This window comes from Chitinophaga sp. Cy-1792, assembly GCF_011752935.1.
In the GTDB taxonomy this organism is placed as follows: Bacteria; Bacteroidota; Bacteroidia; order Chitinophagales; family Chitinophagaceae; genus Chitinophaga.
The window spans coordinates 1,070,590-1,095,147 of record NZ_VWWO01000001.1 but is presented as its reverse complement, the minus strand read 5'-3'; the positions used below and the strand labels follow the sequence as shown (position 1 = coordinate 1,095,147).

Below are 24,558 nucleotides of genomic sequence, written 5' to 3'. Positions count from 1 at the left end.
CCGCCTCTGTTGCGCAGAGACGGCCCTTTCAGTTATATTACTGCTAATTAGAATATTGCATTCATTACCATATTCCTGATCTCAGACATAGGCACACGTTCCTGCTCCATGCTGTCGCGGTGACGAACAGTAACAGTACCGTCTTCTTTGGTCTGGTGGTCGATGGTTACGCAGAAAGGAGTACCGATGGCATCCTGGCGGCGATAACGTCTGCCAATGGTATCTTTCTCTTCATAGAAGCAATGGAAGTAAGGCTTACACTGATCCATGAGTTCTCTTGCCAGTTCCGGCAGACCATCCTTCTTGGTTAAAGGCAGGATAGCCAGCTTGGTAGGCGCCAGTTTTGCAGGGAGGCGTAATACCACGCGGGTATCTGGTTTTTCTTCGGTACCAACCTGTTCTTCCGCATATGCGTTGCAGATAACCAGCAGGAACATACGATCCAGACCGATGGAGGTCTCAATTACGTAAGGAACATAGTTCTGGTTTATTTCTGTATCGAAGTACTGAATTTTCTTTCTGCTGTATTCCGCATGTTGTTTCAGATCGAAATCGGTGCGGGAGTGAATACCTTCTACCTCTTTGAAACCAATCGGGAATTCGAATTCGATATCCACAGCGGCATCAGCATAATGCGCCAGTTTCACGTGGTCTTTGAAGCGGTATTTAGCCGGATCGATACCCAGGCTCAGGTGCCATTCCATGCGGGTCTGCTTCCATTTGTCGTACCACTCTTTCTGGGAGCCCGGACGTACAAAGAACTGCATTTCCATCTGCTCAAATTCGCGCATACGGAAGATGAACTGACGGGCAACGATTTCGTTACGGAATGCTTTACCGATTTGTGCAATACCGAAAGGCACTTTCATACGGCCCGTTTTCTGCACATTCAGGAAGTTCACGAAGATACCCTGTGCAGTTTCAGGACGCAGATATATTTCACTTGCCTCATCTGTAACGCTTCCCAGCTGGGTAGAGAACATCAGGTTGAACTGACGTACATCTGTCCAGTTAACGGTACCGCTTACAGTGCAGGCAATTTTTTTCTCTTCAATTAAGGACTTCAGTCCGTCAAAATCATTGTCGGCCAGCAGTCTGTCCATAGTAGCCAGCAGCTCATCTGCCTGCTCTTTAGGTAAGTTTTCAGCAAAGCCTTCGATGAGATGATCCACACGGTAGCGTTTTTTGCTATCCTTGTTGTCGATCATAGGATCGGAGAAGTTATCTACGTGTCCGGAAGCTTTCCAGGTTGTTGGGTGCATGAAAATAGCAGCATCGATCCCGACGATGTTCTCATGCAGCTGGGTCATGCTTTTCCACCAGTAGTCCTTAATGTTCTTTTTCAGCTCGGACCCGTTCTGACCGTAGTCATACACCGCGCTGAGCCCATCGTAAATTTCGCTGGACTGAAAGATAAAACCGTATTCTTTACAATGCGATATAATCGCCTGGAATAAATTCTGTTCTGTAGACATAGTTGCGCAAAGATAACTGGCAATTTTGAAAATACAGTTGTAATTATTTTAACATCTGTATAAAATTGATTAATAAATATTTCTAACCTTCCCCAGTATTATCATCCTTATTTTCCACTACTGGCACTTCCTGCATCCAGATGGCGTATTCATTTGGATAGATGCGGGAGCCGAAATACTGTACCCATACACGGGTGAAGACGGCCCCAAAATAAAGAATGGCAGCGGAATAATATACCCAGAGGAGAATAATTACAATGGAACCCGCGGCGCCATAGGCAGAAGAGACCTTACTGGCCCCCAGGTAAAAGCCAATGGCAAACTTCCCGATCATAAAGAGGGTAGCAGTAGCAACAGCCCCTACCAGTACGTCTTTCCAGCGGATTTTGGCATCGGGCAGTACCTTGAAGATAATCGCAAACAGCGTGGTAATTACGAGGAAAGTAATACAGAGGTTGGCGGCATACACCGCAACGTATTCTACTTCCGGGAAAACAGCCAGCAGCCGGTGGTTCATGACTTCCATCAGTCCATTCAATGCCAGGGAAACCAGCAAAATGAAGCCCATACTCACCACCAGGGAAAAGGACAGCAGCCTGTTTAGTAAAAGCTTAATGATGCCGCTTTTCTTAGGTTTTGCCTTTAATTTCCAGATAAAATTGATGGAATCCTGGATTTCCGCAAATACCCCCGTGGCGCCCACCATCAGCATCGCACCGCCGAAAACAGTGGCCCAGCTTACATCATTGGACAGGGTCGCATTGGTAATCATGGACTTGATCTGTAAGGTGGCATCATTACCCACCAGCGAGCGGATCTGCCCATATACGCTTCCTTCGATAGACTCCTTTCCCAGAAAAATATCGCATAAAAAGATGATAATAATGAGCATGGGTGCGATAGAAAAAATGGTATAGTAGGATAATGCAGCGCTCAGTTTAAGCACCTTATCATCCAGAAAATCGCTCCCGGATTGTTTTAGCACATGCCAGATTATTTTCAGTCTGTCTGATATTTTCATAGGAAGGGAATTATTTCAGCTTGGGGTTATTTAAATGCCTGCTGGCATCGCGGATATTTTTCTTGTCGAAGTTTTTCTCGAGGGCCACGGTCATGTCTACACCGGTTTGATTGGCAATACACAACAGTACCCACATTACATCAGCCAGTTCATCAGCCAGTTCTTTTTTACTGTCGCTTTCTTTGGAGGACTGGTCACCATATTTACGGGCCATTACACGGGCTACTTCTCCGACTTCTTCTGTGAGTATAGCCATATTCGTGAGTTCGCTGAAATAGCGGACACCAGTAGTATTGATCCAGTTGTCTATTCGGTCCTGCGCTTCTTTTATCGTCATTTGGATAACAGTTTTATTATCCTAAAGATAACGAATGGGGCATAACAATGTTCAGCTGAAAATTTGGGGCTAACAGCTGCGTAAATATCCGGCAAGCCGGGTTCAATTAAAACGTAGATGGATTTAAGCAATTATTTTACAGGAACCTTTACAACAAATTCCGGCGATTTTAAAAAAGTAGTTTCATTGTTAAGATATATGCCGGTAATCCGTTCTCCAGAACAGCGGACCATATCAAATACAGGACGCACAGAAATTACAGTTGTATCTGTTACGTTACTGGCATTCCGTATCTTAATATCAAAGCGCATCACCATTGCCGAATGCTTCATCTGGTCTGTAACATTCATGGTAAAAAATCCGCTTGCTTTGGTGTCTTCTGTTTTTACCAGTGCTATCTGTTTATCATAATACCAGACGGAAACATAATCAGGATTAATCTTTGCGTCAGCACCAAACACCAGGTTCTGCTGCGTTGAGGCATCTACCAGTGTAAAATAAAATGAGTTGGATCCATTGATATAGATTCCATCACATATAGGCTCTTTCTGACTTTTTTTACAGGAAAACAGCAGACCAGCTACAGTCAGTATCAGGATAAAATTTCTCATTAAATTAAAATTTTGATTAACGGTATATATGATTCTCTATATAAAAAAAGCAATAACGTTGTAGGCTGAACGACATTTAATCGACAACAACAGGAATATCAATTACATGATTTTTTGCGGTGTATTCTTTATCACCTATCCATACATGCTCCGCATTACCACCGCAACACTCGGTTTGTTCATAATCCGCCGATAGTGTAAATTCTTTGACTAAGCCAGAATTGAATGTCAGTCGTATTGTCATATTTCCTCTGGAATGATTACCACCAGTAATAAGAGGCGTACGTAAATATGAATTAGTTGAAGCAGAACCAGGCATTGTGGAGGGGTGATACGATACCAGGTTCCCATTAACAATAACCCCATAATCTAGAGCAATTCCTTCTGGCTTAATTAACGGGAATGAACTGAAAACAAGATCTTCTTTAGTGACAGCATTGATTAGCCGGAAATTAAAATCAGAATTCCACATAACACAATTAACTGAAGGACATATAGATACGTTATCTTTTTTTGACTTTCGGCATGCAGCTGTCATCAGGATAGCCATCATGGCTATCATTAAGATTTTGGTGAATTTCATATTTATTTTTTAGGGGATGTGGAATACAGTACTTAAGCACATCTACCGCTTGCTAGATAAGTTTAAATCCACTACAGTAGCCAATCTACATATGAAGTTAAAACGGGGATTATCAAAGAAAAGTTACAGGGGTTAACAGAAAAATTTATTCCCGGTTTTGGGTATCAATAATTATTGTTACAGGACCGTCATTCAGTAATTCGACTTTCATATCGGCACCAAAAATACCGCGCTGGATGGTTGTTTCCATGTCCTGCTCCAGCCTTGCAATCATTTTTTCGTACATAGGGATTGCAAAATCAGGTTTACTTGCACGCAGGTAGGATGGCCGGTTACCCTTTTTCGTAGATGCGTGTAAGGTAAACTGGCTGACCAGCAATATGTCGCCGTTGACATCTTTAACAGAAACATTCATCACACCTGCATCATCATTAAAAATGCGCAGGTTAACGATTTTGCTGCTCAGCCAGTGTATATCTTCATCCGTGTCGGCATCTTCAATACCCAACAGTACCAGTAAACCTGTTTCGATAGCGCCGGTAACAGCGCCATCTACAGTAACAGAAGCACGACTAACCCGTTGTATTACAGCTCTCATTAGCTTTTCATTTTCATGGAAAGTTAATGGAATCAGTCCATACCGACAACCAGATCTTCTCCGATAGCGGATTCTTCTTTCAGGTATATCTCTGCATCAGCATCTTCCAGTGAAGGATGATATACTTCCAGGAACGCCTGAATGGATAAAGCACATTGCAAGAGTGCTAAGGCAGCAGTACTGGAATCATAATACCTGGTAAAGAATATTGGCAGCAGTACCAACCCCATCATCACATACACCGCCCATTCCTGTTTTATTAATATAATCAGCAGCACAAGCTTTGCTACTGCAATTCCCATGAATACACCTGCATCTTCCATCCTGGCTATATTCGATGCCTGCGATAAGATACTCAGCAAAGCCACTCCGATAATCACATATCTCAATACAGACATCGGCTCTTTCATATAGGTAGTACCGTTTTCTCCTGCTGTCGTATTTACCGCCGGCGCAGACCAGTAAAACAAGACAGCAATCGTATTAACAATGGGTATGATATGAAGAAAGAACCAGAACTTATTAGGATTACTGATTGTCAATGATCTTGCCACCACAATATTTCTCAGTAAATAAGGTACAAAAACCAATACAGCAACGGCGTATATTATGCCTAATGGTGTGAAAACGTTCCGAAAGATATACCCTATATTATTCAGTGAACCTTTAGACAAAAACTCCGCCAGAATCCGGCCGGCCGGCATTAATAAGCTATATAAACCAACAAACAAAAACAGGTAACTGTGTTTATCCATCACCGTTAGTTTGGATCTCAGTGCCTTTATATAATTGCTGTCTGTCAGGTTTTCAGCAATAAAGAGGAATAGATAATATGTCACGGGAAATACCATGTTCATATAAAGCATATCGTATTCCATCAGGTAGCCGTATCCGAACATTCTTATAAAAATACTGGCCAGCGGGCGTGCGGGGGGCTGAACAGTCAGCACTACAGCTACCGCCAGCGCAATAAGTATAGCTTTAGTATCCTTCTTTCCCATCACCACAAAGCGCAGTAGCAACAAGGCAGTCCAAATGAGAAAGGTGAAATATACTACACCGTACCCGGAACCGAGCATATTCGTTAGTGCCGGAAGGCCCAATGAACCCGCCACCAATACAAGGCTGACAGCAGCAATAAGCATGCGGTGCTTATGTTGTACCAGGAAGAATTCCAGGTTATACGTCACTAAAATAACCGGTAACCAAAATATCAACGGACCATAGCTATTATTAAACATCCTGGCCCCGCCAATAGGTAAATAGGGATCATATCTGCCAAAATTCACAAAAACAAGGTAGCTTATACTCAATATAGCTGCCAGCAATACAGGTATCCAGATTTTTTTTATAACTGCCGATTGGTTGTCAGTAAACAGATGCATAGGGAAATATAAAAAGTGAAATATTAGTCATTAATTGCTACTACATCTTCTCCGATTGTAGCTGCTTCGTTCAGGTAAATTTCTGCATCCGCATCTTCCAGGGATGGATGATAAATTTCCTGAAAATATTGCATAGCGAGCACTTCCAGCATTACTGTAAGTCCACCATATGCGACACCGTAATCTTTGCTAAAAAATACTATCAGGATAGATATACCAGGAAGTAAGAATGCTGCAAATTCTTTCTTAAATACCAGGATATACAAAACTATACGAATAAATGCCAGTGCATAAAATATGGATACATCATTGTCCATACGGGCATCCAGTACTATCATCTGGTATACCAGTACAGCAATACCTAATCCTGACATCACATATCTCAGTACCGGCATAGGCTGGCTCATATAAGTGGTGCCATTTTCTCCTGCTGTGACATTAACATCCGGTGCAGCATAATAAAGTATAGCAGGTATGATATGGAACACCGGAAAAAAATGGAACAGAAACCATACCTTCCCGGTATTATTAATCGTCATTGACCTGGCAACAAGAATATTTCTGAGCACATACGGTACTGTTATCATTACACCCAGACAATATAAAAAACTGATCAACATTAAACCATTCCCGGAAAAAAACTCCTGAATCTGACGCATTCCACCAAGCGAAAAGATATGAACACATCTTTCGGCAGCAGGAAGTAGCAGACTATAAAGTCCAATGAATAAAAACAGATAGCTTCGTTTATCTATTACCGTTAGTTTAGACCTAAGACTGATCAGGTAGTCTTTTCGTGTTGAATTATCTGTCAGATTGTCTCCGATAAACAGCACCAGGTAATAAGTTACAGGAAATATCACACTACAGTATACCAATTCTAATATCGCACCATTCTGATAGGTATACCCCTGGGTTAGCATATGAAATACCGACTCACTTAAAGGCTTCAAGCCAAAGATAAAGGCTGTTGCTATGGCCAGCACCAAGCTATTTTTATCTTTTTTCCCAAAGGAAAAACTACGCATCAATAGCAGTACGGCCCAGATAAGTACCGTAACCATTTCGGCTTTCATGGTGGTCATTGCATCTGTGGAGAAATTCTCAAAGTAGGCCCATGCTCCGCCCAGCAGTGCAAAACTTGCTATCGCCACGGTAAAGCGATGTTTATTCTCCAAAATAAAAAATTCCAGGTTGTACGTCAGATAGAGTAGCGGCAAAAAAGTTAGTAAAGCGCCACGGTAATTGTCAAAAATCCTGGCGCCCAAACCCATGGAAGGGGTATAGTCGGCGAATCTCTTTAGTAAGATATGCCCAAAGATAAATATGGCTCCAAGCACGGCCGGTATCCATATCTTACTTATTACCTTTGATTGGTTATCAGTAAATAATTGCATAGGGATAAATGTTTAGGGGAATAATAACAATATATTATCATGCAAGAATAGTATCCTCTTCTACCACGTCTTTTGCTTTGTGATAAAGCACCGCATCTTCACCATACAACGCAGGATGAAACACTTCCATCATATAATAGAAAGATAAGACAATCTGCATCATCCAGAAAGCAGCAAATTCGCCATAGGCAATACTACAGCAACAAATAACGGAGATAGCACACAGTACATAAACCGGCCATTTATGTCTGAAAAAAACGCTTACCAGTGTAAGCCGGAAGCTCAGTAAAGAAAGGAACAGTTTTCCTTCTGAAACACGGCCCCTTGCAAATACCATTATGCAGCCCCATATCAGAATAAATACGTTGAATATGAGGAAATAATATCTCACATCAGACTCGGGTTCCTCCACATACAGCAACGCGTTTTCTTCTTCATTGCTATGCACTTCCCTGCTGTTGAAAAGAACCAGTGTAACAATAACGTTAATGACAGGAATGAAATGACCAACCAGCCATAGCTTCCCCGACTTTCCCACTGTCAGCAATCTTGCCATCACAATATTTTTCAGCATATAGGGCGCCAGCAGTAATACACCCATAGCAACCAGCAATTGTAGCAATAACGGAACATGCGTGATGTAATGAAGCAGGACCCCATAACCTCTTGGTGCAAAGACATTAGTTGTAGTAATCGCTGCACCAACTATCATGGCATACAAGGCAATAACGGCAAACAGATAAGTACGTTTATCCATGATCGTTATTTTCGATTTCACCGCTTGAATGAAGTTGTTTTTCGATATATTTTCCGCCACAAAGACAAGGAGATAGTAGACCATCGGAAACACGGCATAGCCAAACATACATTCAAATCCGGCCAGATACTTTGACTCCAGGAAGTTGTTAATAATATAAACGATGGAGTGTCCCCAGGGCATTATTGAAATCAGCAACCCCGCAATGATGGCCGTAATCAGGTCAGTTTTGCTTTTCTTTTCCAAAGCATACGTGCGCAGGAGCAGGAGTGATACCCAGATAATACATTCAACACCAGCATAGGCATATATCCGGGCGTTCCCTTCAGCAATGGAGGCCCTGGATTCAAATAATAAAAAACCGGTCAGGAGCAAAGCACCCAGGAGCGTCACCGGCACTGCACGTTTGTTTTTTAGCACGAAAAATTCCAGGCTGTACATCAGTACATATACAGGCAGTAAAAGTATCATGTTCATAGGAATACCCCATAACTTCCCATCCATTGCAAAAGACAAGTCATAATACGATACCGACTCCATTTGGGATATTCTGGAAATAACAAACGGCAATAGCATGACTATTGTTGCCAGTACAGGGATCCAGAGCTTATTAATAACAAGCCTCTGGTCAACAGTAAATAATTTCATAGGTTAGATTAGCGGTAGTTTTAATAAATTGCTTTCTAATATAACACTAGATTATTAATTTTTATATTAATACGTAATGAATATAGATGTAACTCCTGAGATCAGTTTCCGTACAGCACGTAGCGGGGGCAAGGGAGGACAAAACGTAAATAAGGTGGAAACCATGGTAGAAGGTTACTTTGACATCGGCTCCACAACCTTGTTAACCACTGAGCAACAAGCAATTGTAAGAGAAAAACTCTCCAACAGAATCAATGCCGACGGTATTTTGCTGGTAAAGTCACAAACGGCGCGCACACAGCTGGGAAATAAATACGAAGTGATCCGTAAAATCAATGACTTGATTAACAAAGCGCTGATTCCCCGGAAGAAACGTATTGCAACAAAACCTTCCAAAGCGATGGTAGAGAAGCGGATACAGTTCAAGAAAAGACTGTCCGACAAAAAGCAGCAACGCAGAGGCGGAAACTTTGAATAACTTAGCAAAAAATTTTAGGCTTTGAGCATAAAGAACCTGGCAGGGCAAACGATATATTATGGCCTTAGTAACATAGTGAGCAAGCTGCTCAACTATTTTCTGACACCGTTTTATCTGCAAATACTTACCTACAAGGCGGTGGCCGAAATGAACATTGCATATGCCTATGTTCCTTTTGCCAATATCGTATTGACTTACGGAATGGAAACGGCTTTCTTCCGTTATGCCAAAAAAGACAATGAGAACATGGTATTGAGTACTTCCATGATCTCATTGATATGTAGCACGATCATAGCCACTTTTTTGCTATTTCTGCTACAAAACCCCGTAGTTCACTCAAATTCGGGTCAATTAGCCGGCTTGCTGACTCATCCGGAAAGCTATCTTTACCTGGTAATGATCATGGGTTTTGATGCCCTGACAGCAATTCCGTTTGCCCAGCTCCGTTATGAGAACAGGCCAATGAAATATGCAGCCATCAGAGTAGCCAATATCCTGACCAACGTATTCTTCAACGTATTTTTCCTGTTAGGTGTTCCTTATTTATATGCCAAAGGCCATCACTGGCTCCCGGATATTATAGGTACCAACTCACAGGTGAGCTATATCTTTTTAAGTAATGTACTGGCCAGCGGCCTCACCTTTGTCATGTTCCTTCCCCAGCTCAGAAAGCTCAGATGGGTATTTGACAAGGTGTTATGGAAAGATATGATCTCCTATTCGCTGCCACTCATCATCGTTGGGATGGCCGGCATGGTAAATGAAACCATGGACAGGGCCTATTTCCTGCCTACCTACCTTAAAGGTAGCCGCCAGGACCAGGAAAAAGCCATCGCTATTTATAGCGCCAACTATAAACTGGCCATGTTGATCAATATGTTCATACAGGCGTTTAAGTTAGGGGCAGAACCATTTTTCTTTAAGCAGGCAGAAACGGACAATCCCCAGCGGACCTATGCCCGTATCATGAAGATATTTGTGGCGCTGCTATGTACCATGTTCCTTTTTGTAGCACTTTACCTGAATATCTGGAAGATATTCCTGCGTAAACCTTTCTATTACGAAGGACTGACCATCGTGCCGGTATTGCTCATGGGATATATCTTCCTGGGTATCTATTATAACCTGACTATCTGGTTTAAACTGACCAACCAAACCAGGGCTGGTGCAATAATCACCCTGATTTCTGCCGGACTTGCATTTCTGCTGAACTGGTGGTGGATACCTGTTATGGGGTACTTCGGGGCAGCCCTGGCAACTGGCGTATGTTACCTGGTGCAGATGATCATATGTTATGTCTGGGGACAAAAATACTATCCGGTACCTTACCATCTACCTAAACTACTTACGTATATATTGCTGGCAATAGGAATTTATTATATCTATAACTGGATAAATACTACTTTCCTTTCTCCAAAAGATATCTATGCCATTACCGCTTCCAATGTGATTTTGGCTACCGTCTTTTTCCTGGGCTACCTGGCCTTTATCCTGAAAATGGAGAAAAAGGAATTTGCCCGTTTGCCGGTGATCGGTAAATTTCTCCGCTAATAAAACAGCCATCCCTATACGAAAATAGGGATGGCTGCCTCCTTAATATTAATTCCGGGTTAATTATACCAGGAATGGATTGTTTCTTTTTTCAAAACCGATGGTTGTTGCCGGTCCATGTCCCGGGAACACTCTAACGTCGTCCGGCAGTACGAAAAGTTTCTCCCGGATGCTGGCCAGCAGCGTATCATAGTCGCCACCAGGCAGGTCTGTTCGTCCGATGCTCTGGAAAAACAGCACATCTCCCGCAATTAATAATTTCTGACTGGCACAATAAAATGATACACTTCCCGGAGAATGTCCTGGTGTGAGGATTACCTCCAGCTCATCTTTTCCGAAGGGTATAATTTCCCCTTCGTGCAGGTACCTGGAGGGCATCGGGGAAGGATCAAAAGGCATGTTATACATAGCACCAGCCTGTTGTGAGTTGTCCAGCACCACTTGTTCCTGCGGATGAATTTCAGGACGAACCTTGTACGTTTCAGACACTAATTTGTTACCAAAAATGTGATCCAGATGGCAGTGAGTATTCAGCAGCCGTGTAACAATTAGTCCTTCCGTTTGTATATATTGTAATAATTCTTTTCTTTCGTCCTGAAAATAACAACCCGGGTCTATAATTATACATTCCTTTTTTTCGTTAATAAGCAGGTAGGTATTTTCCTGCATGGGACTAAAGGTGAATTGGTGAAGTTCGATCATGTTACCCGTTTTTTAGCTAATTTTAAACAGATCCAAAATTATCAATACTTTCTGTATGAACAGATTTATTACCAGGTTATTATTCCACGGAGCCCTATTACTTGGAACGATGGTATCGTTTGCCCAGACAAATACAGTAGAATTCGGCCAGAATCGTGTGCAGTTTAAGAATTTTAAGTGGAGATACTACCAAAGTCGGCATTTTAATACCTATTTTTCCCAGGGTGGACTGGAATTAGGAAAATACGTGGTACAGATTGCAGAGAAGGAATTGCCCCAGCTGGAACAATTTATGGAAACCACCCCACGTCAACGGGTAAACATAGTTGTGTATAACAGCTTTTCCGAGATGAAGCAATCTAACATCGGGATCGGTGTGGAATGGCAGAACACAGGTGGTGTTACCAAGCTGGTTGGTAATAAAATGATCGTTTACTTTGATGGCAATCACGAAAATCTCCGAAAGCAAATCCGCCAGGGTATTGCGCGTATTATGCTGGAAACCCTCCTTTTCGGGGAAGATATCGGCGAGTTTGCCGGTAATGCCGCATTGATCGACTTCCCTAAATGGTTTACCGATGGCTTCATCGCCTACGCTGCAGAAAACTGGAGCGCCAAAGAAGATGAAGAACTCAAGTCCATCATGCTTTCCGGGAAATACAACAACTTTAACCAGCTGGCATATGATCATCCACTGCTGGCAGGCCATGCCTTCTGGTACTATGTGGAAACCAAATACGGAAAAGATGCGGTTCCTTACCTGATGTATATAACCCGTATCAACCGCGGACTGAAAAAAGGTTTTGAGCAGGTACTGAGTCTGACGCCTAAAAAAGCGACCCAGGACTTCATGTACTACTATACCAAACGCTACTCAGACGATAACAAACGCAGAAAAACATCTGCCAAAGGCCGCACGATAGTAGCACAGGAAATTGGTAAATCCGATTATTACCGCTTCAATGCCAACCCTAAAAACAATTCCTACGCAGTAGTAGAATTCAAGAAAGGCCTTTATAAAGTACAGATACAACTTGGCTGGAACAAGCCTAAAGTATTGCTGAAGAGCGGTGTGATGCAGCTGGCCAACCAACTGGATCCAAATTATCCGATGATGGCCTGGAACCCTAAAGGTAACCGCCTCGCTATCGTCTACGAACATGAAGGCCATACCAAACTGATGATATATGACCTGATCTCGCATATCACCATCCGTCAGGACCTCCCGCAGTTCGACCGCGTGATCGACTTCAAGTATATGCCGGTTCAGGAAAATACATTGCTGATGTCTGCCGTGAAAAATGGCCATACCGACATCTTTACCTATAGTATTACCAACTCTAAAACAGAACAGATCACCAACGACGTGTACGATGACCTCGACCCGTCCTTCGCGGCATTCCCTGGTAAGAGCGGTATCATCTACTCTTCCAACAGACCAGGCCCTAAAGGCAGAGGTACTGATACCTCCCTGCTGGGCAATCCATACAATATCTTCATGGTGGATAACTGGAATAAGAGCGCAGATAAACAAATCACGCAGCTGACAGACATGAAGTATGGCAATGCCCGTCTGCCAATGCAATATAATACCACGCACTTTACTTTCGTTTCCGATGCAAACGGTATCCGTAACCGTTATGCCGGCTTCTTCAAATCCCAGAACATGGGCGTGGATTCCCTGTTCTATGTAGGATCAGAGATCCTGCACAACCCGGAAAAAGAAGAACTGGATTCCGCGCTGGCAGCCTATGGCGCCACCGCTCCGGATTCGGTAGAAGCAGTGATCATTACTAACGACTCCACCTATACGTTCCCGATCTCCAACTACCCTTATGGTATCCTGGAGTCAAGAGTTACAGGTGAACAGGGCGAGGTTTCGGAAGTAGTAGGATATGCAGATATCAAACGACTGATGAAGCTGAAGGTAGATACCAACACCTTACGCAGACGCAATGTCTCTGCCCGTCCTACGCATTTCCGCCAGGACCAGATGCATGCAGACAGTATCAAACAGGGGCTGCCCACCTATTTGTCAGCACCTAAAAAAGATACCAGCAGTCATCCTAATTTCTTCCAGAACGAGTTCTCCAATGAAACGACAGATTCATCTGCCAACGGTAATAACAGCAATAACAGCAGCACACCTGCCATACTGAACCTGGCTGCCGATGATAAAGACAACGACCGTTTGTCGCTCTTTGGCGATAAGAGCTCCGGCGCCAAGCCATCGGTATTGAAATCGTCCAAGCTGTTCCCTTATAAGTGGAAATTCGCGTCAGACTACCTGATACTTCAGATAGATAACTCCGTACTGATCAACAGATATCAGATCTATACCGGCCCTCCGGGAGGTCCGATCCGCCTGACCGATCCGGTAAACGGATTAATTCGTATAGGCGTCAGCGATCTGTTTGAAGATGTCAAATTCAACGGAGGTTTCCGTATTCCATCCAGCTTACAGGGATCTGAATACTTCTTTACCGCCTCTTACCTCAAGAAGCGTTTCGATTATAAATTCACTTATTATCGTAAGGTAGATAAAAGTGGAGCAGTGCAGGATACTGACCGGGTACAGAATTTAGTTACCTGGGTGCCTGCCAGATTGATTACCAATTTATTCCAGGCAGAAGTACGTTATCCGTTTGATCAGGTAAGAAGCATACGTATGCAGGGTGGTATCCGTACAGATAAACTGGTGAAGGAAGCATATACCCAGCATAGCCTGGAAGCACCGGATCTGAAAGAAACCTACGCTTTATTAAGACTGGAATACGTATACGACAATACCATCAACCCGGCCATTAACATCTGGAATGGTACGCGGTATAAGCTCTATGTAGATCTCAACTCGCAGTTAACCAATAACGGGCTGAATGAGGCTTTCAATCCGAATGCCCCAGCCGTCAACGGGCGCTTTACTTACAACTGGGGAGTTGATATCCGCCACTACGAAAAAATATACCGCAACTTTATCTGGGCTACCAGATTCTCCATGGACATGTCGTGGGGTAGTCGTAAGCTGTTGTACTACCTGGGTGGTATCGACAACTGGCTGAACCCGCAGATCAACCTCAACACACCTGTTCATAATACGAACTACGCTTACCAGACGCTTGCTGAGAACCTCCGCGGTTATAAGCAGAATGCTAAAAATGGTAACAACGTCATGTTATTGAATACAGAGCTCAGGTTACCGATATTCGCCACCTTCATCGATAAGCCAATCAACTCCGCATTCCTTCGTAATGCACAGCTGACCAGCTTCGTGGATATTGGTACTGCATGGAACGAAAAGCTGTCATTTAAAGATGCCAACTACGCCATATATAATGATGGAACCGGTGTTGTTACCAAAATCAAGGAAGGCTTCCTCGGACCATTCATTGGCGGTTATGGCTTTGGTGCCCGTACTACTATCGCAGGTTATTTCCTCCGTGTAGATGCCGGCTGGCCTTTAGTGAATTTCTTCAAAAATGGCCCTATCTGGTATTTCGGTATGGGTGTTGATTTCTAAGAGAAAGAAACTGATCATATAAAAAGGGCCTCTACAAAGTAGAGGCCCTTTTTTATTGCACGTCTCGTGAAAGACGTTGCTTGACCAGCGGGTACATCAGGCTTAGGAACACGCCCATGCATATGGTAAAAGCCCAGGCGTGACGGTTTTCCCATGGATGGGTAAATAAAGCGATCAAATCTCTTGTAAGGGTAACAGGATCTTTTACTACATCCCAGCTGTTATAACGCAAATAACGACCAATATAAACACCCAGACTGCTGAGGAACAAAACCGGGAAACTGAACAGCCAGGCCGGCCAGCGCGTATACCTGCGGCTCCACATCTTCTCCATACTGCGTATCGACATATATCCCATCAGCATACCATTAAAGGCAAAAGAGCAGATGAGGAAAAGCTCGAACCATACCGGCACACCACCGTCGAACAGGTGAAACAGATCAGTGATAATGTACGGCGCATTCGGAATAAACACCAGCCATACCACAAAGCAGATATACCAGTTCAATCGTTGTTTCATTTCGGCAGGATTCCTTTCCATCCAGTTAGTGAGTGCAAAAGGAATATATGCCAGGAACAAGTTCCATACCAGCGAAGCTCTCAGCATACTACCGGTATAGTACATACGAAAGGTAACCAGCAACAAGCTGAATACGATGCTCGCATAGAGGATGTGTAAAAGCTTTGGCCTTTCTGCGATTAAGCTGATTTTTCTGAATAATTGCTTTAGATACTGCATGATGTTTCGCTATTAACGGTGAAACAGTATAGGAATAAATGGTTAACGGAAGATGTAGGGCCAGAAGATAACAGCGCCGGTGATAGCTGCGGCAAAAGCCGCTACCAGCACTGCCCCGGCAGCTACATCCTTGATAAATTTTACGGTAGGATGAATGGCCGGCGATAAGTGGTCCATCATTTTTTCAATGACAGTATTCATCATTTCTGTAATCCAGACGATGGCCATGGCCCATATCAGCCATAACCAGTCCTGCTTGCCTACATGAAACCAGCAACCCGCTACCACTACTATCACAGTGGCTACAGCGTGTATACGTGCATGTGGTTCCGATTTTACAAATGAGAATATCCCTGTAAATGCATAACCGAAACTGGCGAGTCTTTTCCGGAAGTAAGAATTTGACATATCAAAGCTATCTGTTTGCAGTGCAGTGTTTATAGCACTGTGTTAATAGAAATGTTAAATGCAGATAATCAAATTTAATCATTTCCGGAAGTATCTGGTTTTACGGCTTCCTGTGACTTAAATAGCTGATCAGTTTACTGACCGCATTGACAATGTTTGCAAGCACAATTGCCCCTAAGAGCACTAAAATAAGTCCCACAATTGTAATTGCCACCAAACACAGCACTACTTTAAGAATCGGAAGTCTATAATCTGACATATCAAGCATTACCATGTTATACCAGTTTAATTTTCCGGAAGATATTTTCTGTACTCTTCTCTAACGATAAAAAACACTGCTACTATTGAAATGATTGAAACGCAAAATATTATCGGGTTGCTTTTCATCATTTCCAGCATAAAGCGCAGGAAAAATCTGCCCAGGGATTCTTTATCTGAATACATAAAACATTGTTTTAAAAGCCTGTTACGCTGACCGGCAGCGCAACAGGCCGGCTGAGGTTATGAATGTACTGCGACGTTTTTACGAGTGCGGTTCCAGTTAATCTTCCTGCTATAAAACATAATGCCTGCCAGTGTAATAAAGAGCCCAAAGCTACCCATCAGGAGTGCATAATCTTCCGCACTGATAATGATATATACAAAAGCATAGATCAGGGCAAGCACAGCGCCAATGCTGATGGCTATCCGCGTACTGAGCACAGAAGCCGTGTATGCGCTTATCAGGCCTATGGTCATCACACTGGCAATGAGATAAGCGAGGCCAAATCCCAGCTGCTCTGAAACAGACAGCAGCAACACATAAAAGATGCAAAGTGCGATACCGATCAATCCGTACTGGACAGGGTGAACGCTGCGTTGCTGCGCTGTTTCAACGATATAGTACACAAAGAAAGTGAGACATATCAGCAGGAACGCATACTTGACAGATCTGCTCGTTTGCTGATAGGTATCCACCGGAGTGATCAGGGATACTCCGAAATCATCCTTGTTTATATTGTACTGGTTATCAATCCATGTCTGCGGAAAATCTCTTTTCAGGTCCTGCATCTCCCAACTGGCAGTAAAGCCCTTATCAGTCACCTTACGTTCTACAGGCAGCATCACGTCATCGAAGCTGGGACTGGGCCAGCTGGAGTTTATGCTTATAACGGTTGATTTGCCAACAGGGCTGAAAACCAGCTTCGTAGAGCCTTTCAGGGCAATATCTACTGTAAAGTTGAATACGCTGTCAGAAGTTCCGTAGGGTAGGGGAATGGCAGCCTGAATGCCGGAAGATGCAGGGATCATTGTTTCACTGCTTCCAGGATAATGTGCATGGAAAATGCCCCCAGGTGTGCCTGCCCCAAATTCATAGGATTGATCATTCCATTTCACCTTTACCTGGCTGCTTAATCCTTTCAGATCTGCCAACCCCAATGCCAATACTGCTTTCTCCGGTTGAATGGCGGAAGGAGAGAGATGCAGTGCCTGTAGATCATGCATAGAAAAGCTACCGCTTAACTGCATTTTCGCAGTATAGACATTGACGTTATAAATTCCTCTTTTCAGTTCCTGCGGGATTACCTCGCCATTTATCTTTAGCTCGCGTGGCATCAGGTATACATAGCCGTACCCGCTGGAATCATTTTTAGCAGGAATCGCCAGGAGAGGGCCGGTTATTGTTTGTTGCTGGCCCCAGCTTTCCCCGATTTTGGCAGCCGCTTCGCGGTAACGTGAACCACGCTCGTCCACAAGGCTGCTCACCATCATGATAGGTATCAACAAAACAAGGATCAGTACAAAAACTATAAAAGCCTTTAACGCATAGGCAAAACGGTCGTAGAACGATGGCTGTTGTATTTCGTTTTCCATATTTTTTTATTTTTAAAAGTACTTTGTATTTCAAAGTAAAAGGGCAAAAAAAATTATTTCGTAAACCGAATCATGTTTTCAAGGGCCACCAGATGACCTTTGAAGGCTTTTTCACCGGCTGCAGTAATCGCATAGGTCGTATTGGTTTTACGTCCGATAAAACCTTTGTGGACTTTGATATAGCCGTTTTCTTCCAGCGTGTTCAGGTGAGACGCCAGATTACCATCAGTAACCTCCAGCATCTGCTTGAGATCATTAAAATTGATCTCGTCATTCACCATCAGGATGCTCATCACACCCAGCCTGATACGACTCTCAAAAACCTTATTTAAATTACCGATCGGGTTTATATTCATGATTGATGATTCTCCTTTCTATCGTACTTCCACCACATCAAAATACCATATATGATGTGACAGATGCCGAATCCAATGGCCCAAAAATAAAGCCCTTTGCCCAAAAAGAAAAGATTTAGCAATCCCAGCACCGTTTCCGTTATACCCAGATAACGTATTTCCGGCACCGTATACTTACTGGCATTGATCAGCGCCAGTCCGTAAAAGATCAGGGTAGAAGTACCCACCAGCCACTCCGCACCGTTATATAGTAAACCAAGTATAAATACACCTCCGATTGCCATCGGCAAAGCACCACTAAAAAATACTTTCCGCGCAGTCATGTCCCATACCGGCAATCCATTCTTCCTCGCCTTACGATAAGTAAACAGAATACCGAATAAAAATGCCCCCGCCATCACTGCTAAACCCAATAAAACTAAACCGTTTCTCAGGTATATATAGTCCGCTACATCATATCTTCCCCTCGCTGTCCAACGCGCATAATATCCATCAAACATCTGCTGCGCCACACCCGCACCTATCAATGCTACAATCCCCGCAGATATGCTACTGAGGCCACTTAGCGAAATAAACCGACTACTCCGCTCCATTATCCGACGAATGTCTGTTATAGCTTGTAGATGTTCGTGTTCTGTCATATAAAAAGCACTTTGCAATACAAAGCTAACTTAAATTTTAATATTTCAAAATATATTTTTTTGTCATTGGAACGTTAAGGTATCCGGCAGATTGAAAGTTTAGCGCTAAATACTATAATATTGTTCTCAGAATATGACAGACTGGAAAAGAATCATAGCAACCATTTTTATTGTATTAGCCTGGCCCGCAGGTTTGATAGCTCAACAGTATAAAATCAAAGGAGTAATCAGAGATGCGCATTCACAGGAAATTATACCTTTCGCCACCTTGCAATTCACTAATACTCAAACAGGTATGGTTAGTGATGCAGAGGGAAAATATATCTTTGAATTGAATGTAATCCCAGCAGACACACTACAGGTAAGGGTAATGGGCTACAATCTCACTAAAATGCCCGTAGACCGCAGTCTCAAGGAACAAACCATCAACTTCGATATAGCAAGGTCCGATGTTTCGCTCAAAGCACATGAGGTAAAAGCAAGCGTAAACTGGGCACTCATATTACTACGGCAAATCATCCGGCATAAACCAGAAAATAATTATAATAGGCTGGATAACTATACGTATGAGGTTTATAATAAACTTGAACTGGATATGAAAAACCTTAATAAGGAAAAATTATCCAGGAACAGATTTACCAAACCCTTCGCTTTTATCCTCAATAATATCGACAGTACTTCGGAAGACAAACCCTTTCTACCCATCTTCCTGACCGAATCATTATCTGATTACTACTACCAGGCAAAACCTCATAAAACCAAAGAGGTCATCAAAGCTGCCCGTACTTCAGGAATAGACAACGAAAGCGTTCACAAGTTCCTCGGTGGAATGTACCAGAACATCAACATCTACGATAACTTTATACCCGTATTCGATAAACAATTTGTAAGCCCGATCAACAACAACGGTGCTTTCTATTACGACTATAAAATCGCAGATACCCAGTACATCAGTTCCCAACGATTCATCAAACTAAACTTCACGCCTAAACGTAAAGGCGAAAATGTTTTCATTGGTGATATCTGGGTACATGATACGACTTATGCAGTTTATAAAACCACGCTCAGCGTACCTTCTGCCGCCAATCTCAACTTCGTACGAAAAGTGAGCCTGGTACAGGAATTCAAACAACTGCCAGATAGTACCTGGTTTCTCTATAAAGATAAATTTATCGCCGACTTCTGGGCGCCCAGCCCTAATCCGGCTAAAACGCTGGACTTCATAGGCCGTAAAACCACGACCTACTCCAACGTTATCACCAACGATACCGCTGCCACCAATATCTTTGCCGATAAAAGATATCCGCAGAATATCAATCTGCTGGACAGTGCACGCTTTCAGAAAGACTCTTTCTGGACAAACAACCGCCCGGAAGACCTGAGCAAAAACGAAGCTGGCATCTACAAAATGGTAGATAGTCTGCAGAAAATGCCACTGTTTCAGAAGTATTCCAATACGATCCGTTTCCTCGCTACCGGCTACAAGCCATTCGGCAAACTGGAATGGGGACCCTATTACTACGCATTTTCGCAGAACACACTGGAAGGCTTCCGTATGAGGCTGGACCTCGGTACCACGCCTAAATTCAGTAAAGATGTATACCTCTACGGCTACCTGGCATATGGCTTCAACGACGAAGCCTATAAAGGTAAAATCAGTGCGCTCTGGCTCCTGAAAAAACATCCGCGCATGTACCTCTATGGCGCCTATGCCCGCGATCTGGACAATGGTTCCCATTATTATGACGAAGTAGGATCTGATAATATATTCACCCTCGCCATCCGTAAAAATGGTGTACCACAGAAGTTTTTACTGGTAGATGAAAAACGCGTAGAGTTTTTCAAGGAATATTTTAGCGGATTTTCTCACCAGGTATCCCTGATACATAAGTGGGTAAGGCCTTTTGCGCCATTGCCTACTGTCGATGCCTACAAGTCGATGACCACCAAAGGTGATCCGCTGACCAGTGCAGAAGTGGAGGTAAAACTCCGATATGCATTCCAGGAAGAATTCCTGGAAGGTAATTTTTATCGGTATAGTCTGGGTAGTAAATTTCCTATCGTAGAATTCAAATACGCACTGGGTATCCCAGGTATCGCGAACAGCAGCCAGCAATATAATAAACTGAGTCTGAGTGTATCCGACTACGTGAAGCTGCCGCCTTTCGGTACGCTGTACTATAACGTTTATGGTGGCCGTATCTTCGGTAATCTGCCTTATACTTCGCTGGAAGTACATCCCGGTAACGAAATTTACTACTATAACAAATATGCCTTCAACATGATGAACCGCTTCGAATTCCTGAGCGATCGTTATGCAGGCTTCAACCTGGAACACACCATCGGTAATGGTATCTTCGCATATATCCCACTCATTAAAAAGCTGAAGTGGCGCCAGTTCTGGGAAGCTAAAGGGGTGATCGGTTCACTCTCTCCGGCAAACAGGGCACTGAACCTCAACAACGGCTATCCGTTCAAAACACTGGACCGCGACCCTTATGTGGAAGTAGGTACCGGTATCGAAAACATCTTTAAATTCCTGCGTGTCGACTTTGTATGGCGCGTTTCTCCGACGGCATTACCGGACGATACCAACAGCAAACGATTCGGCGTATTTGGCAGCTTTAAGCTACAATTCTAAACATAACCTTTCCCGCTTTCCGGTGTTAACATGATTACATCCTAAACAGATTTATCATGGGAAAGCTGGACAATAAAGTTGTATTCATTACCGGCGGCAATTCCGGTATAGGTAAGGCCTGCGCACTGGCCGCTGCTAAGGAAGGTGCTATTGTAATGATAGCTGACCTGATCACTTCAGACCCTTCTGCTGTATTAAAGGAGCTCAGCGACCTGGGTGCTAAAAATGCTTTTATCGCTATTGATGTAAGTAAGTCGGACAGCGTAAAAGAAGCCATAGCAGCCACCGTGAAACAGTTTGGCCGCATAGACGTGGCGCTTAACAATGCTGGGGTAGGAGGGCCTTATTCCGGCATCCATGATATGCCTGATGAAGTATGGCAACGGATTATCGACATAAATCTCACCGGACAATTCTACTGCGTAAAATATGAATTGCAACAGTTCCTGACACAGGGTGGTGGCGTTATCGTCAACCTTTCATCGCTGGCAGGACTGGTAGCAGAACCTGGCCTGGTACCATATACCGCTGCCAAACATGGTGTGCTGGGACTCACAAAAAACATTGCCGCACAATATGGCGGTCAGCATATCCGCGCCAATGCCATCTGCCCATATTACATTGATACGCCATTACTGGCAAATCTGCCTGCAGAAATCCGTAAAAAATGGGAAGATAGGACTCCTATACATAGGCTGGGGCTGGCACACGAAGTAGCAAATGCTTTTATCTTCTTTGCCTCTGACGACAGCAGCTACTGCAACGGCAGCATTCTTACGCTGGATGGTGGCGTACTGGCGAGTTAAAACAAAACCGGCAGGATAAATTATCCTGCCGGTTTTATTTTCTTTAGTAAGATAATTACAATCTATCCAATCCCTCACAAATAATCTTACACGCTGCAATAATCTCTTCTTCGGTAATAATGAGCGGCGGTGCAATACGCATACATTCCGGTGCAAACAGGAACCAGTCTGTCAGCACACCATTGGCGATGCAATAATCGATTGTTTTCTTATTGGATTCAAAGTTTTCCAGCTCAATGGCCATCATCAGGCCGAGTGAGCGGACTTCCTTTATTTTAGGATGTTTCAGGTGCTGGTGGAACAGCTGTCCCTTTGCTTTCACATCTTTTACTACATCCAGGTCCAGCAATGCCTGGAAGCCTGCACGGCCAGCGGCACAATTCACCGGATGTCCGCCAAACGTAGTAATGTGGCCTAATACAGGGTTATTGGTAAGCGTCCACATAATATCTCTGGAAGATATAAATGCACCTAATGGCATACCACCACCTAATGCCTTACCCAGCAGTAATATATCAGGTACGATACCCAGTTGCTCAAATGCCCATAATGTACCATTACGGCCAAGTCCGCATTGAATTTCGTCCAGGACCAGCAAAGTACCTGTGGCAGTACATTTTTCACGTAATGCGTATATCCATTCCAGTTGCGGTACGTTTACGCCGCCTTCTGCCTGTACGCTTTCCGCGATCACAGCAGCAGTACGTTCCGTGATAAGGTCTAATGAAGCGTAGTCGTTATAGGTCAGGTGCTGAATGCCTGGCAATAAAGGCCTGTAGGCATTTCTCCAGAATTCATCTCCCAGGATGCTGAGTGCTCCCTGGGTAGAACCATGATAGCTGCGATTAAAGGCCGCGATTTCAGTTCTGCCGGTATAACGCTTTGCCAGTTTCATGGCGCCTTCTACAGCTTCTGCACCGGAATTGGTGAAATATACAGTGTTAAGATTCTCTGGAAGATGATCTGTCAGGAGTTTGGCAAAGGATACCTGTGGCGACTGTACGAATTCTCCGTACACCAGCAGGTGCATATACTGCTGCGCCTGGTCCTGTATGGCTTTTACTACAGAAGGGTGGCAGTGTCCTACGTTACATACGCTGATACCAGCTATCAGATCAAGGTATTTTTTACCGTCAGCATCCCACATGTACATGCCTTCTGCTTTCACTATTTCTAATGCCAGCGGGGCATCAGACGTTTGCGCTACGTGCTGCAAAAAAAGTTGTCTGTTGTTCATATCTCGATTCACTATTCCTGCGAAGTTAGAAAACAACTGCTAATTACTAATTGTTATATTTGTACAGCTTCAAAATCAGTTTACTATGGCATACATTCTACCTTTAAACGGCCACACACCTCAATTGCCGGAAGATACCTTCATTGCGCCAAATGCTACAATCGTTGGTGATGTTATTATGGGAAAAGGCTGTACCGTGTGGTTTAACGCCGTTGTGCGCGGAGATGTAAACAGTATTCGCATCGGCGACAATGTGAATATCCAGGATAACGCTGTTATTCACTGCACCTACCAGAAATCACAGACCATTGTAGGGAACAATGTGTCCATAGGCCATAATGCTATCCTCCATGGCTGTACGATCGCTGATAATGTGCTGATAGGTATGGGCGCTATTGTGATGGACAATGCCCGTATAGACAGTGATTCCATTGTTGCAGCAGGTGCAGTGGTACTGGCAGGCACACACGTAGAAAAAGGTACTATCTGGGCCGGCGTTCCCGCCAAAAAGGTAAAAGATATAGATACGAGTCTCATTAATGGCGAAATCAACAGAATATCAAAGAATTACGCCATGTACGCTTCCTGGTATGAAGGCGTGATTCCAAAAGAGAAGACGCGTTAGGAAAAATCGTTATATTGCAGGCAAATATCCGCTCCCTATGAAATTATATATTTGCCTGCTTCTCCTGGGCTGCATCCTGCTGGGAAGCTGTGCCTCACAGGAAAAAGGCTGCCCTGCCTCCAATTACTACACGAAGGACATTAAGGCCTCTAACCGCAAGGCTGGCAAGCAAATGACACGTCTTTTCTAAA

At 43.6% G+C, this 24,558-nt stretch carries 23 protein-coding genes; 7 read left to right on the top strand and 16 right to left on the bottom strand.

What is annotated here, in order from left to right; genetic code table 11:
- Positions 1–47 precede the first annotated feature (47 nt).
- The 9 genes from F3J22_RS04560 to F3J22_RS04520 all read right to left on the bottom strand — a co-directional run bounded on the left by F3J22_RS04560 (position 48) and on the right by F3J22_RS04520 (position 8,812).
- A complete protein-coding gene (locus F3J22_RS04560; protein WP_167014732.1) occupies positions 48–1,475 on the bottom strand; it encodes a glycine--tRNA ligase in 1,428 nt (475 codons plus the stop codon).
- Positions 1,476–1,557: 82 nt separating this feature from the next.
- A complete protein-coding gene (locus F3J22_RS04555; protein ID WP_167014730.1) occupies positions 1,558–2,496 on the bottom strand; it encodes a YihY/virulence factor BrkB family protein in 939 nt (312 codons plus the stop codon).
- Positions 2,497–2,506: 10 nt separating this feature from the next.
- The gene (locus F3J22_RS04550) at positions 2,507–2,833 is read right to left on the bottom strand and encodes a nucleotide pyrophosphohydrolase (protein WP_167014728.1); all 327 of its coding nucleotides are present in this window, start codon (positions 2,831–2,833) and stop codon (positions 2,507–2,509) included.
- A gap of 131 nt (positions 2,834–2,964) precedes the next feature.
- Positions 2,965–3,444 carry a hypothetical protein gene (locus tag F3J22_RS04545; protein WP_167014726.1) on the bottom strand — a complete coding sequence of 160 codons (480 nt, stop codon included), beginning with the start codon at positions 3,442–3,444 and terminating at the stop codon, positions 2,965–2,967.
- Between the two features lie 76 nt (positions 3,445–3,520).
- Positions 3,521–4,027, bottom strand: a complete 507-nt coding sequence (locus F3J22_RS04540) for a hypothetical protein (protein ID WP_167014724.1) — start codon at positions 4,025–4,027, stop codon at positions 3,521–3,523.
- Positions 4,028–4,172: 145 nt separating this feature from the next.
- On the bottom strand, positions 4,173–4,625 hold the full coding sequence (gene dtd, locus F3J22_RS04535; RefSeq protein ID WP_167014722.1) for a D-aminoacyl-tRNA deacylase: 453 nt from the start codon (positions 4,623–4,625) through the stop codon (positions 4,173–4,175).
- Positions 4,626–4,657: 32 nt separating this feature from the next.
- Positions 4,658–6,010: a hypothetical protein gene (locus F3J22_RS04530; RefSeq protein WP_167014720.1), complete on the bottom strand. Its 1,353-nt coding sequence runs from the start codon at positions 6,008–6,010 to the stop codon at positions 4,658–4,660.
- 23 nt (positions 6,011–6,033) lie between these two features.
- Positions 6,034–7,407: a hypothetical protein gene (locus F3J22_RS04525; RefSeq protein ID WP_167014718.1), complete on the bottom strand. Its 1,374-nt coding sequence runs from the start codon at positions 7,405–7,407 to the stop codon at positions 6,034–6,036.
- A 37-nt stretch (positions 7,408–7,444) separates the two neighbouring features.
- Complete coding sequence (locus F3J22_RS04520; RefSeq protein ID WP_167014716.1) at positions 7,445–8,812, bottom strand: hypothetical protein; 1,368 nt, start codon at positions 8,810–8,812, stop codon at positions 7,445–7,447.
- Between the two features lie 76 nt (positions 8,813–8,888).
- On the opposite strand from F3J22_RS04520, the gene arfB reads away from it, so the two are divergent.
- Together arfB and F3J22_RS04510 are read left to right on the top strand one after the other, a co-directional pair.
- Positions 8,889–9,290, top strand: coding sequence for an alternative ribosome rescue aminoacyl-tRNA hydrolase ArfB (gene arfB / locus F3J22_RS04515; protein ID WP_167014714.1), 402 nt, complete (start codon positions 8,889–8,891; stop codon positions 9,288–9,290).
- Positions 9,291–9,311: 21 nt separating this feature from the next.
- Complete coding sequence (locus tag F3J22_RS04510; protein WP_167014712.1) at positions 9,312–10,841, top strand: lipopolysaccharide biosynthesis protein; 1,530 nt, start codon at positions 9,312–9,314, stop codon at positions 10,839–10,841.
- A gap of 63 nt (positions 10,842–10,904) precedes the next feature.
- Here the strand turns inward: F3J22_RS04510 and F3J22_RS04505 are convergent, their stop codons facing one another.
- Positions 10,905–11,543 carry an MBL fold metallo-hydrolase gene (locus F3J22_RS04505; protein ID WP_167014710.1) on the bottom strand — a complete coding sequence of 213 codons (639 nt, stop codon included), beginning with the start codon at positions 11,541–11,543 and terminating at the stop codon, positions 10,905–10,907.
- Positions 11,544–11,598: 55 nt separating this feature from the next.
- Between F3J22_RS04505 and F3J22_RS04500 the strand changes: the two genes are divergently transcribed.
- Entirely contained in the window at positions 11,599–15,060 is a 3,462-nt protein-coding gene (locus tag F3J22_RS04500) for a hypothetical protein (RefSeq protein WP_167014708.1), read from the top strand.
- Positions 15,061–15,112: 52 nt separating this feature from the next.
- Here F3J22_RS04500 and F3J22_RS04495 read toward each other — a convergent pair whose 3' ends face one another.
- The 5 genes from F3J22_RS04495 to F3J22_RS04475 all read right to left on the bottom strand — a co-directional run bounded on the left by F3J22_RS04495 (position 15,113) and on the right by F3J22_RS04475 (position 19,058).
- Positions 15,113–15,799, bottom strand: coding sequence for a DUF1361 domain-containing protein (locus F3J22_RS04495; protein ID WP_167014706.1), 687 nt, complete (start codon positions 15,797–15,799; stop codon positions 15,113–15,115).
- Between the two features lie 42 nt (positions 15,800–15,841).
- Positions 15,842–16,207, bottom strand: coding sequence for a diacylglycerol kinase family protein (locus F3J22_RS04490; protein WP_167014704.1), 366 nt, complete (start codon positions 16,205–16,207; stop codon positions 15,842–15,844).
- A gap of 501 nt (positions 16,208–16,708) precedes the next feature.
- Entirely contained in the window at positions 16,709–18,061 is a 1,353-nt protein-coding gene (gene creD / locus F3J22_RS04485) for a cell envelope integrity protein CreD (protein WP_167014702.1), read from the bottom strand.
- 53 nt (positions 18,062–18,114) lie between these two features.
- The gene (locus F3J22_RS04480) at positions 18,115–18,417 is read right to left on the bottom strand and encodes a transcriptional regulator (protein ID WP_167014699.1); all 303 of its coding nucleotides are present in this window, start codon (positions 18,415–18,417) and stop codon (positions 18,115–18,117) included.
- Entirely contained in the window at positions 18,414–19,058 is a 645-nt protein-coding gene (locus F3J22_RS04475) for a hypothetical protein (protein ID WP_167014697.1), read from the bottom strand. Before F3J22_RS04475 ends, F3J22_RS04480 begins: the two co-directional genes overlap by 4 nt.
- A gap of 133 nt (positions 19,059–19,191) precedes the next feature.
- Between F3J22_RS04475 and F3J22_RS04470 the strand changes: the two genes are divergently transcribed.
- Both F3J22_RS04470 and F3J22_RS04465 read left to right on the top strand, forming a co-directional pair.
- Entirely contained in the window at positions 19,192–21,699 is a 2,508-nt protein-coding gene (locus F3J22_RS04470; protein WP_167014696.1) for a DUF5686 family protein, read from the top strand.
- A 56-nt stretch (positions 21,700–21,755) separates the two neighbouring features.
- The gene (locus F3J22_RS04465; RefSeq protein ID WP_167014694.1) at positions 21,756–22,505 is read left to right on the top strand and encodes an SDR family NAD(P)-dependent oxidoreductase; all 750 of its coding nucleotides are present in this window, start codon (positions 21,756–21,758) and stop codon (positions 22,503–22,505) included.
- A 55-nt stretch (positions 22,506–22,560) separates the two neighbouring features.
- On the opposite strand, the gene F3J22_RS04460 is transcribed toward F3J22_RS04465, so the two are convergent.
- Positions 22,561–23,742 (bottom strand): aspartate aminotransferase family protein, encoded by a 1,182-nt coding sequence (locus F3J22_RS04460; protein WP_167014692.1) that lies wholly within the window; start codon positions 23,740–23,742, stop codon positions 22,561–22,563.
- A gap of 85 nt (positions 23,743–23,827) precedes the next feature.
- Between F3J22_RS04460 and F3J22_RS04455 the strand changes: the two genes are divergently transcribed.
- Complete coding sequence (locus F3J22_RS04455) at positions 23,828–24,367, top strand: gamma carbonic anhydrase family protein (protein ID WP_167014690.1); 540 nt, start codon at positions 23,828–23,830, stop codon at positions 24,365–24,367.
- A 37-nt stretch (positions 24,368–24,404) separates the two neighbouring features.
- Complete coding sequence (locus F3J22_RS04450) at positions 24,405–24,557, top strand: hypothetical protein (protein ID WP_167014688.1); 153 nt, start codon at positions 24,405–24,407, stop codon at positions 24,555–24,557.
- Position 24,558 lies beyond the last annotated feature (1 nt).

Excerpts from the sequence above, each read along its gene's own strand:
- F3J22_RS04560 (WP_167014732.1), bottom strand. The coding sequence starts at position 1,475 with ATGTCTACAGAACAGAATTTATTCCAGGCGATTATATCGCATTGTAAA.
- F3J22_RS04555 (WP_167014730.1), bottom strand. The coding sequence starts at position 2,496 with ATGAAAATATCAGACAGACTGAAAATAATCTGGCATGTGCTAAAACAA.
- F3J22_RS04550 (WP_167014728.1), bottom strand. The coding sequence starts at position 2,833 with ATGACGATAAAAGAAGCGCAGGACCGAATAGACAACTGGATCAATACT.
- F3J22_RS04545 (WP_167014726.1), bottom strand. The coding sequence starts at position 3,444 with ATGAGAAATTTTATCCTGATACTGACTGTAGCTGGTCTGCTGTTTTCC.
- F3J22_RS04540 (WP_167014724.1), bottom strand. The coding sequence starts at position 4,027 with ATGAAATTCACCAAAATCTTAATGATAGCCATGATGGCTATCCTGATG.
- dtd (WP_167014722.1), bottom strand. The coding sequence starts at position 4,625 with ATGAGAGCTGTAATACAACGGGTTAGTCGTGCTTCTGTTACTGTAGAT.
- F3J22_RS04530 (WP_167014720.1), bottom strand. The coding sequence starts at position 6,010 with ATGCATCTGTTTACTGACAACCAATCGGCAGTTATAAAAAAAATCTGG.
- F3J22_RS04525 (WP_167014718.1), bottom strand. The coding sequence starts at position 7,407 with ATGCAATTATTTACTGATAACCAATCAAAGGTAATAAGTAAGATATGG.
- F3J22_RS04520 (WP_167014716.1), bottom strand. The coding sequence starts at position 8,812 with ATGAAATTATTTACTGTTGACCAGAGGCTTGTTATTAATAAGCTCTGG.
- arfB (WP_167014714.1), top strand. The coding sequence starts at position 8,889 with ATGAATATAGATGTAACTCCTGAGATCAGTTTCCGTACAGCACGTAGC.
- F3J22_RS04505 (WP_167014710.1), bottom strand. The coding sequence starts at position 11,543 with ATGATCGAACTTCACCAATTCACCTTTAGTCCCATGCAGGAAAATACC.
- F3J22_RS04500 (WP_167014708.1), top strand. The coding sequence starts at position 11,599 with ATGAACAGATTTATTACCAGGTTATTATTCCACGGAGCCCTATTACTT.
- F3J22_RS04495 (WP_167014706.1), bottom strand. The coding sequence starts at position 15,799 with ATGCAGTATCTAAAGCAATTATTCAGAAAAATCAGCTTAATCGCAGAA.
- F3J22_RS04490 (WP_167014704.1), bottom strand. The coding sequence starts at position 16,207 with ATGTCAAATTCTTACTTCCGGAAAAGACTCGCCAGTTTCGGTTATGCA.
- creD (WP_167014702.1), bottom strand. The coding sequence starts at position 18,061 with ATGGAAAACGAAATACAACAGCCATCGTTCTACGACCGTTTTGCCTAT.
- F3J22_RS04480 (WP_167014699.1), bottom strand. The coding sequence starts at position 18,417 with ATGAATATAAACCCGATCGGTAATTTAAATAAGGTTTTTGAGAGTCGT.
- F3J22_RS04475 (WP_167014697.1), bottom strand. The coding sequence starts at position 19,058 with ATGACAGAACACGAACATCTACAAGCTATAACAGACATTCGTCGGATA.
- F3J22_RS04470 (WP_167014696.1), top strand. The coding sequence starts at position 19,192 with ATGACAGACTGGAAAAGAATCATAGCAACCATTTTTATTGTATTAGCC.
- F3J22_RS04465 (WP_167014694.1), top strand. The coding sequence starts at position 21,756 with ATGGGAAAGCTGGACAATAAAGTTGTATTCATTACCGGCGGCAATTCC.
- F3J22_RS04460 (WP_167014692.1), bottom strand. The coding sequence starts at position 23,742 with ATGAACAACAGACAACTTTTTTTGCAGCACGTAGCGCAAACGTCTGAT.
- F3J22_RS04455 (WP_167014690.1), top strand. The coding sequence starts at position 23,828 with ATGGCATACATTCTACCTTTAAACGGCCACACACCTCAATTGCCGGAA.
- F3J22_RS04450 (WP_167014688.1), top strand. The coding sequence starts at position 24,405 with ATGAAATTATATATTTGCCTGCTTCTCCTGGGCTGCATCCTGCTGGGA.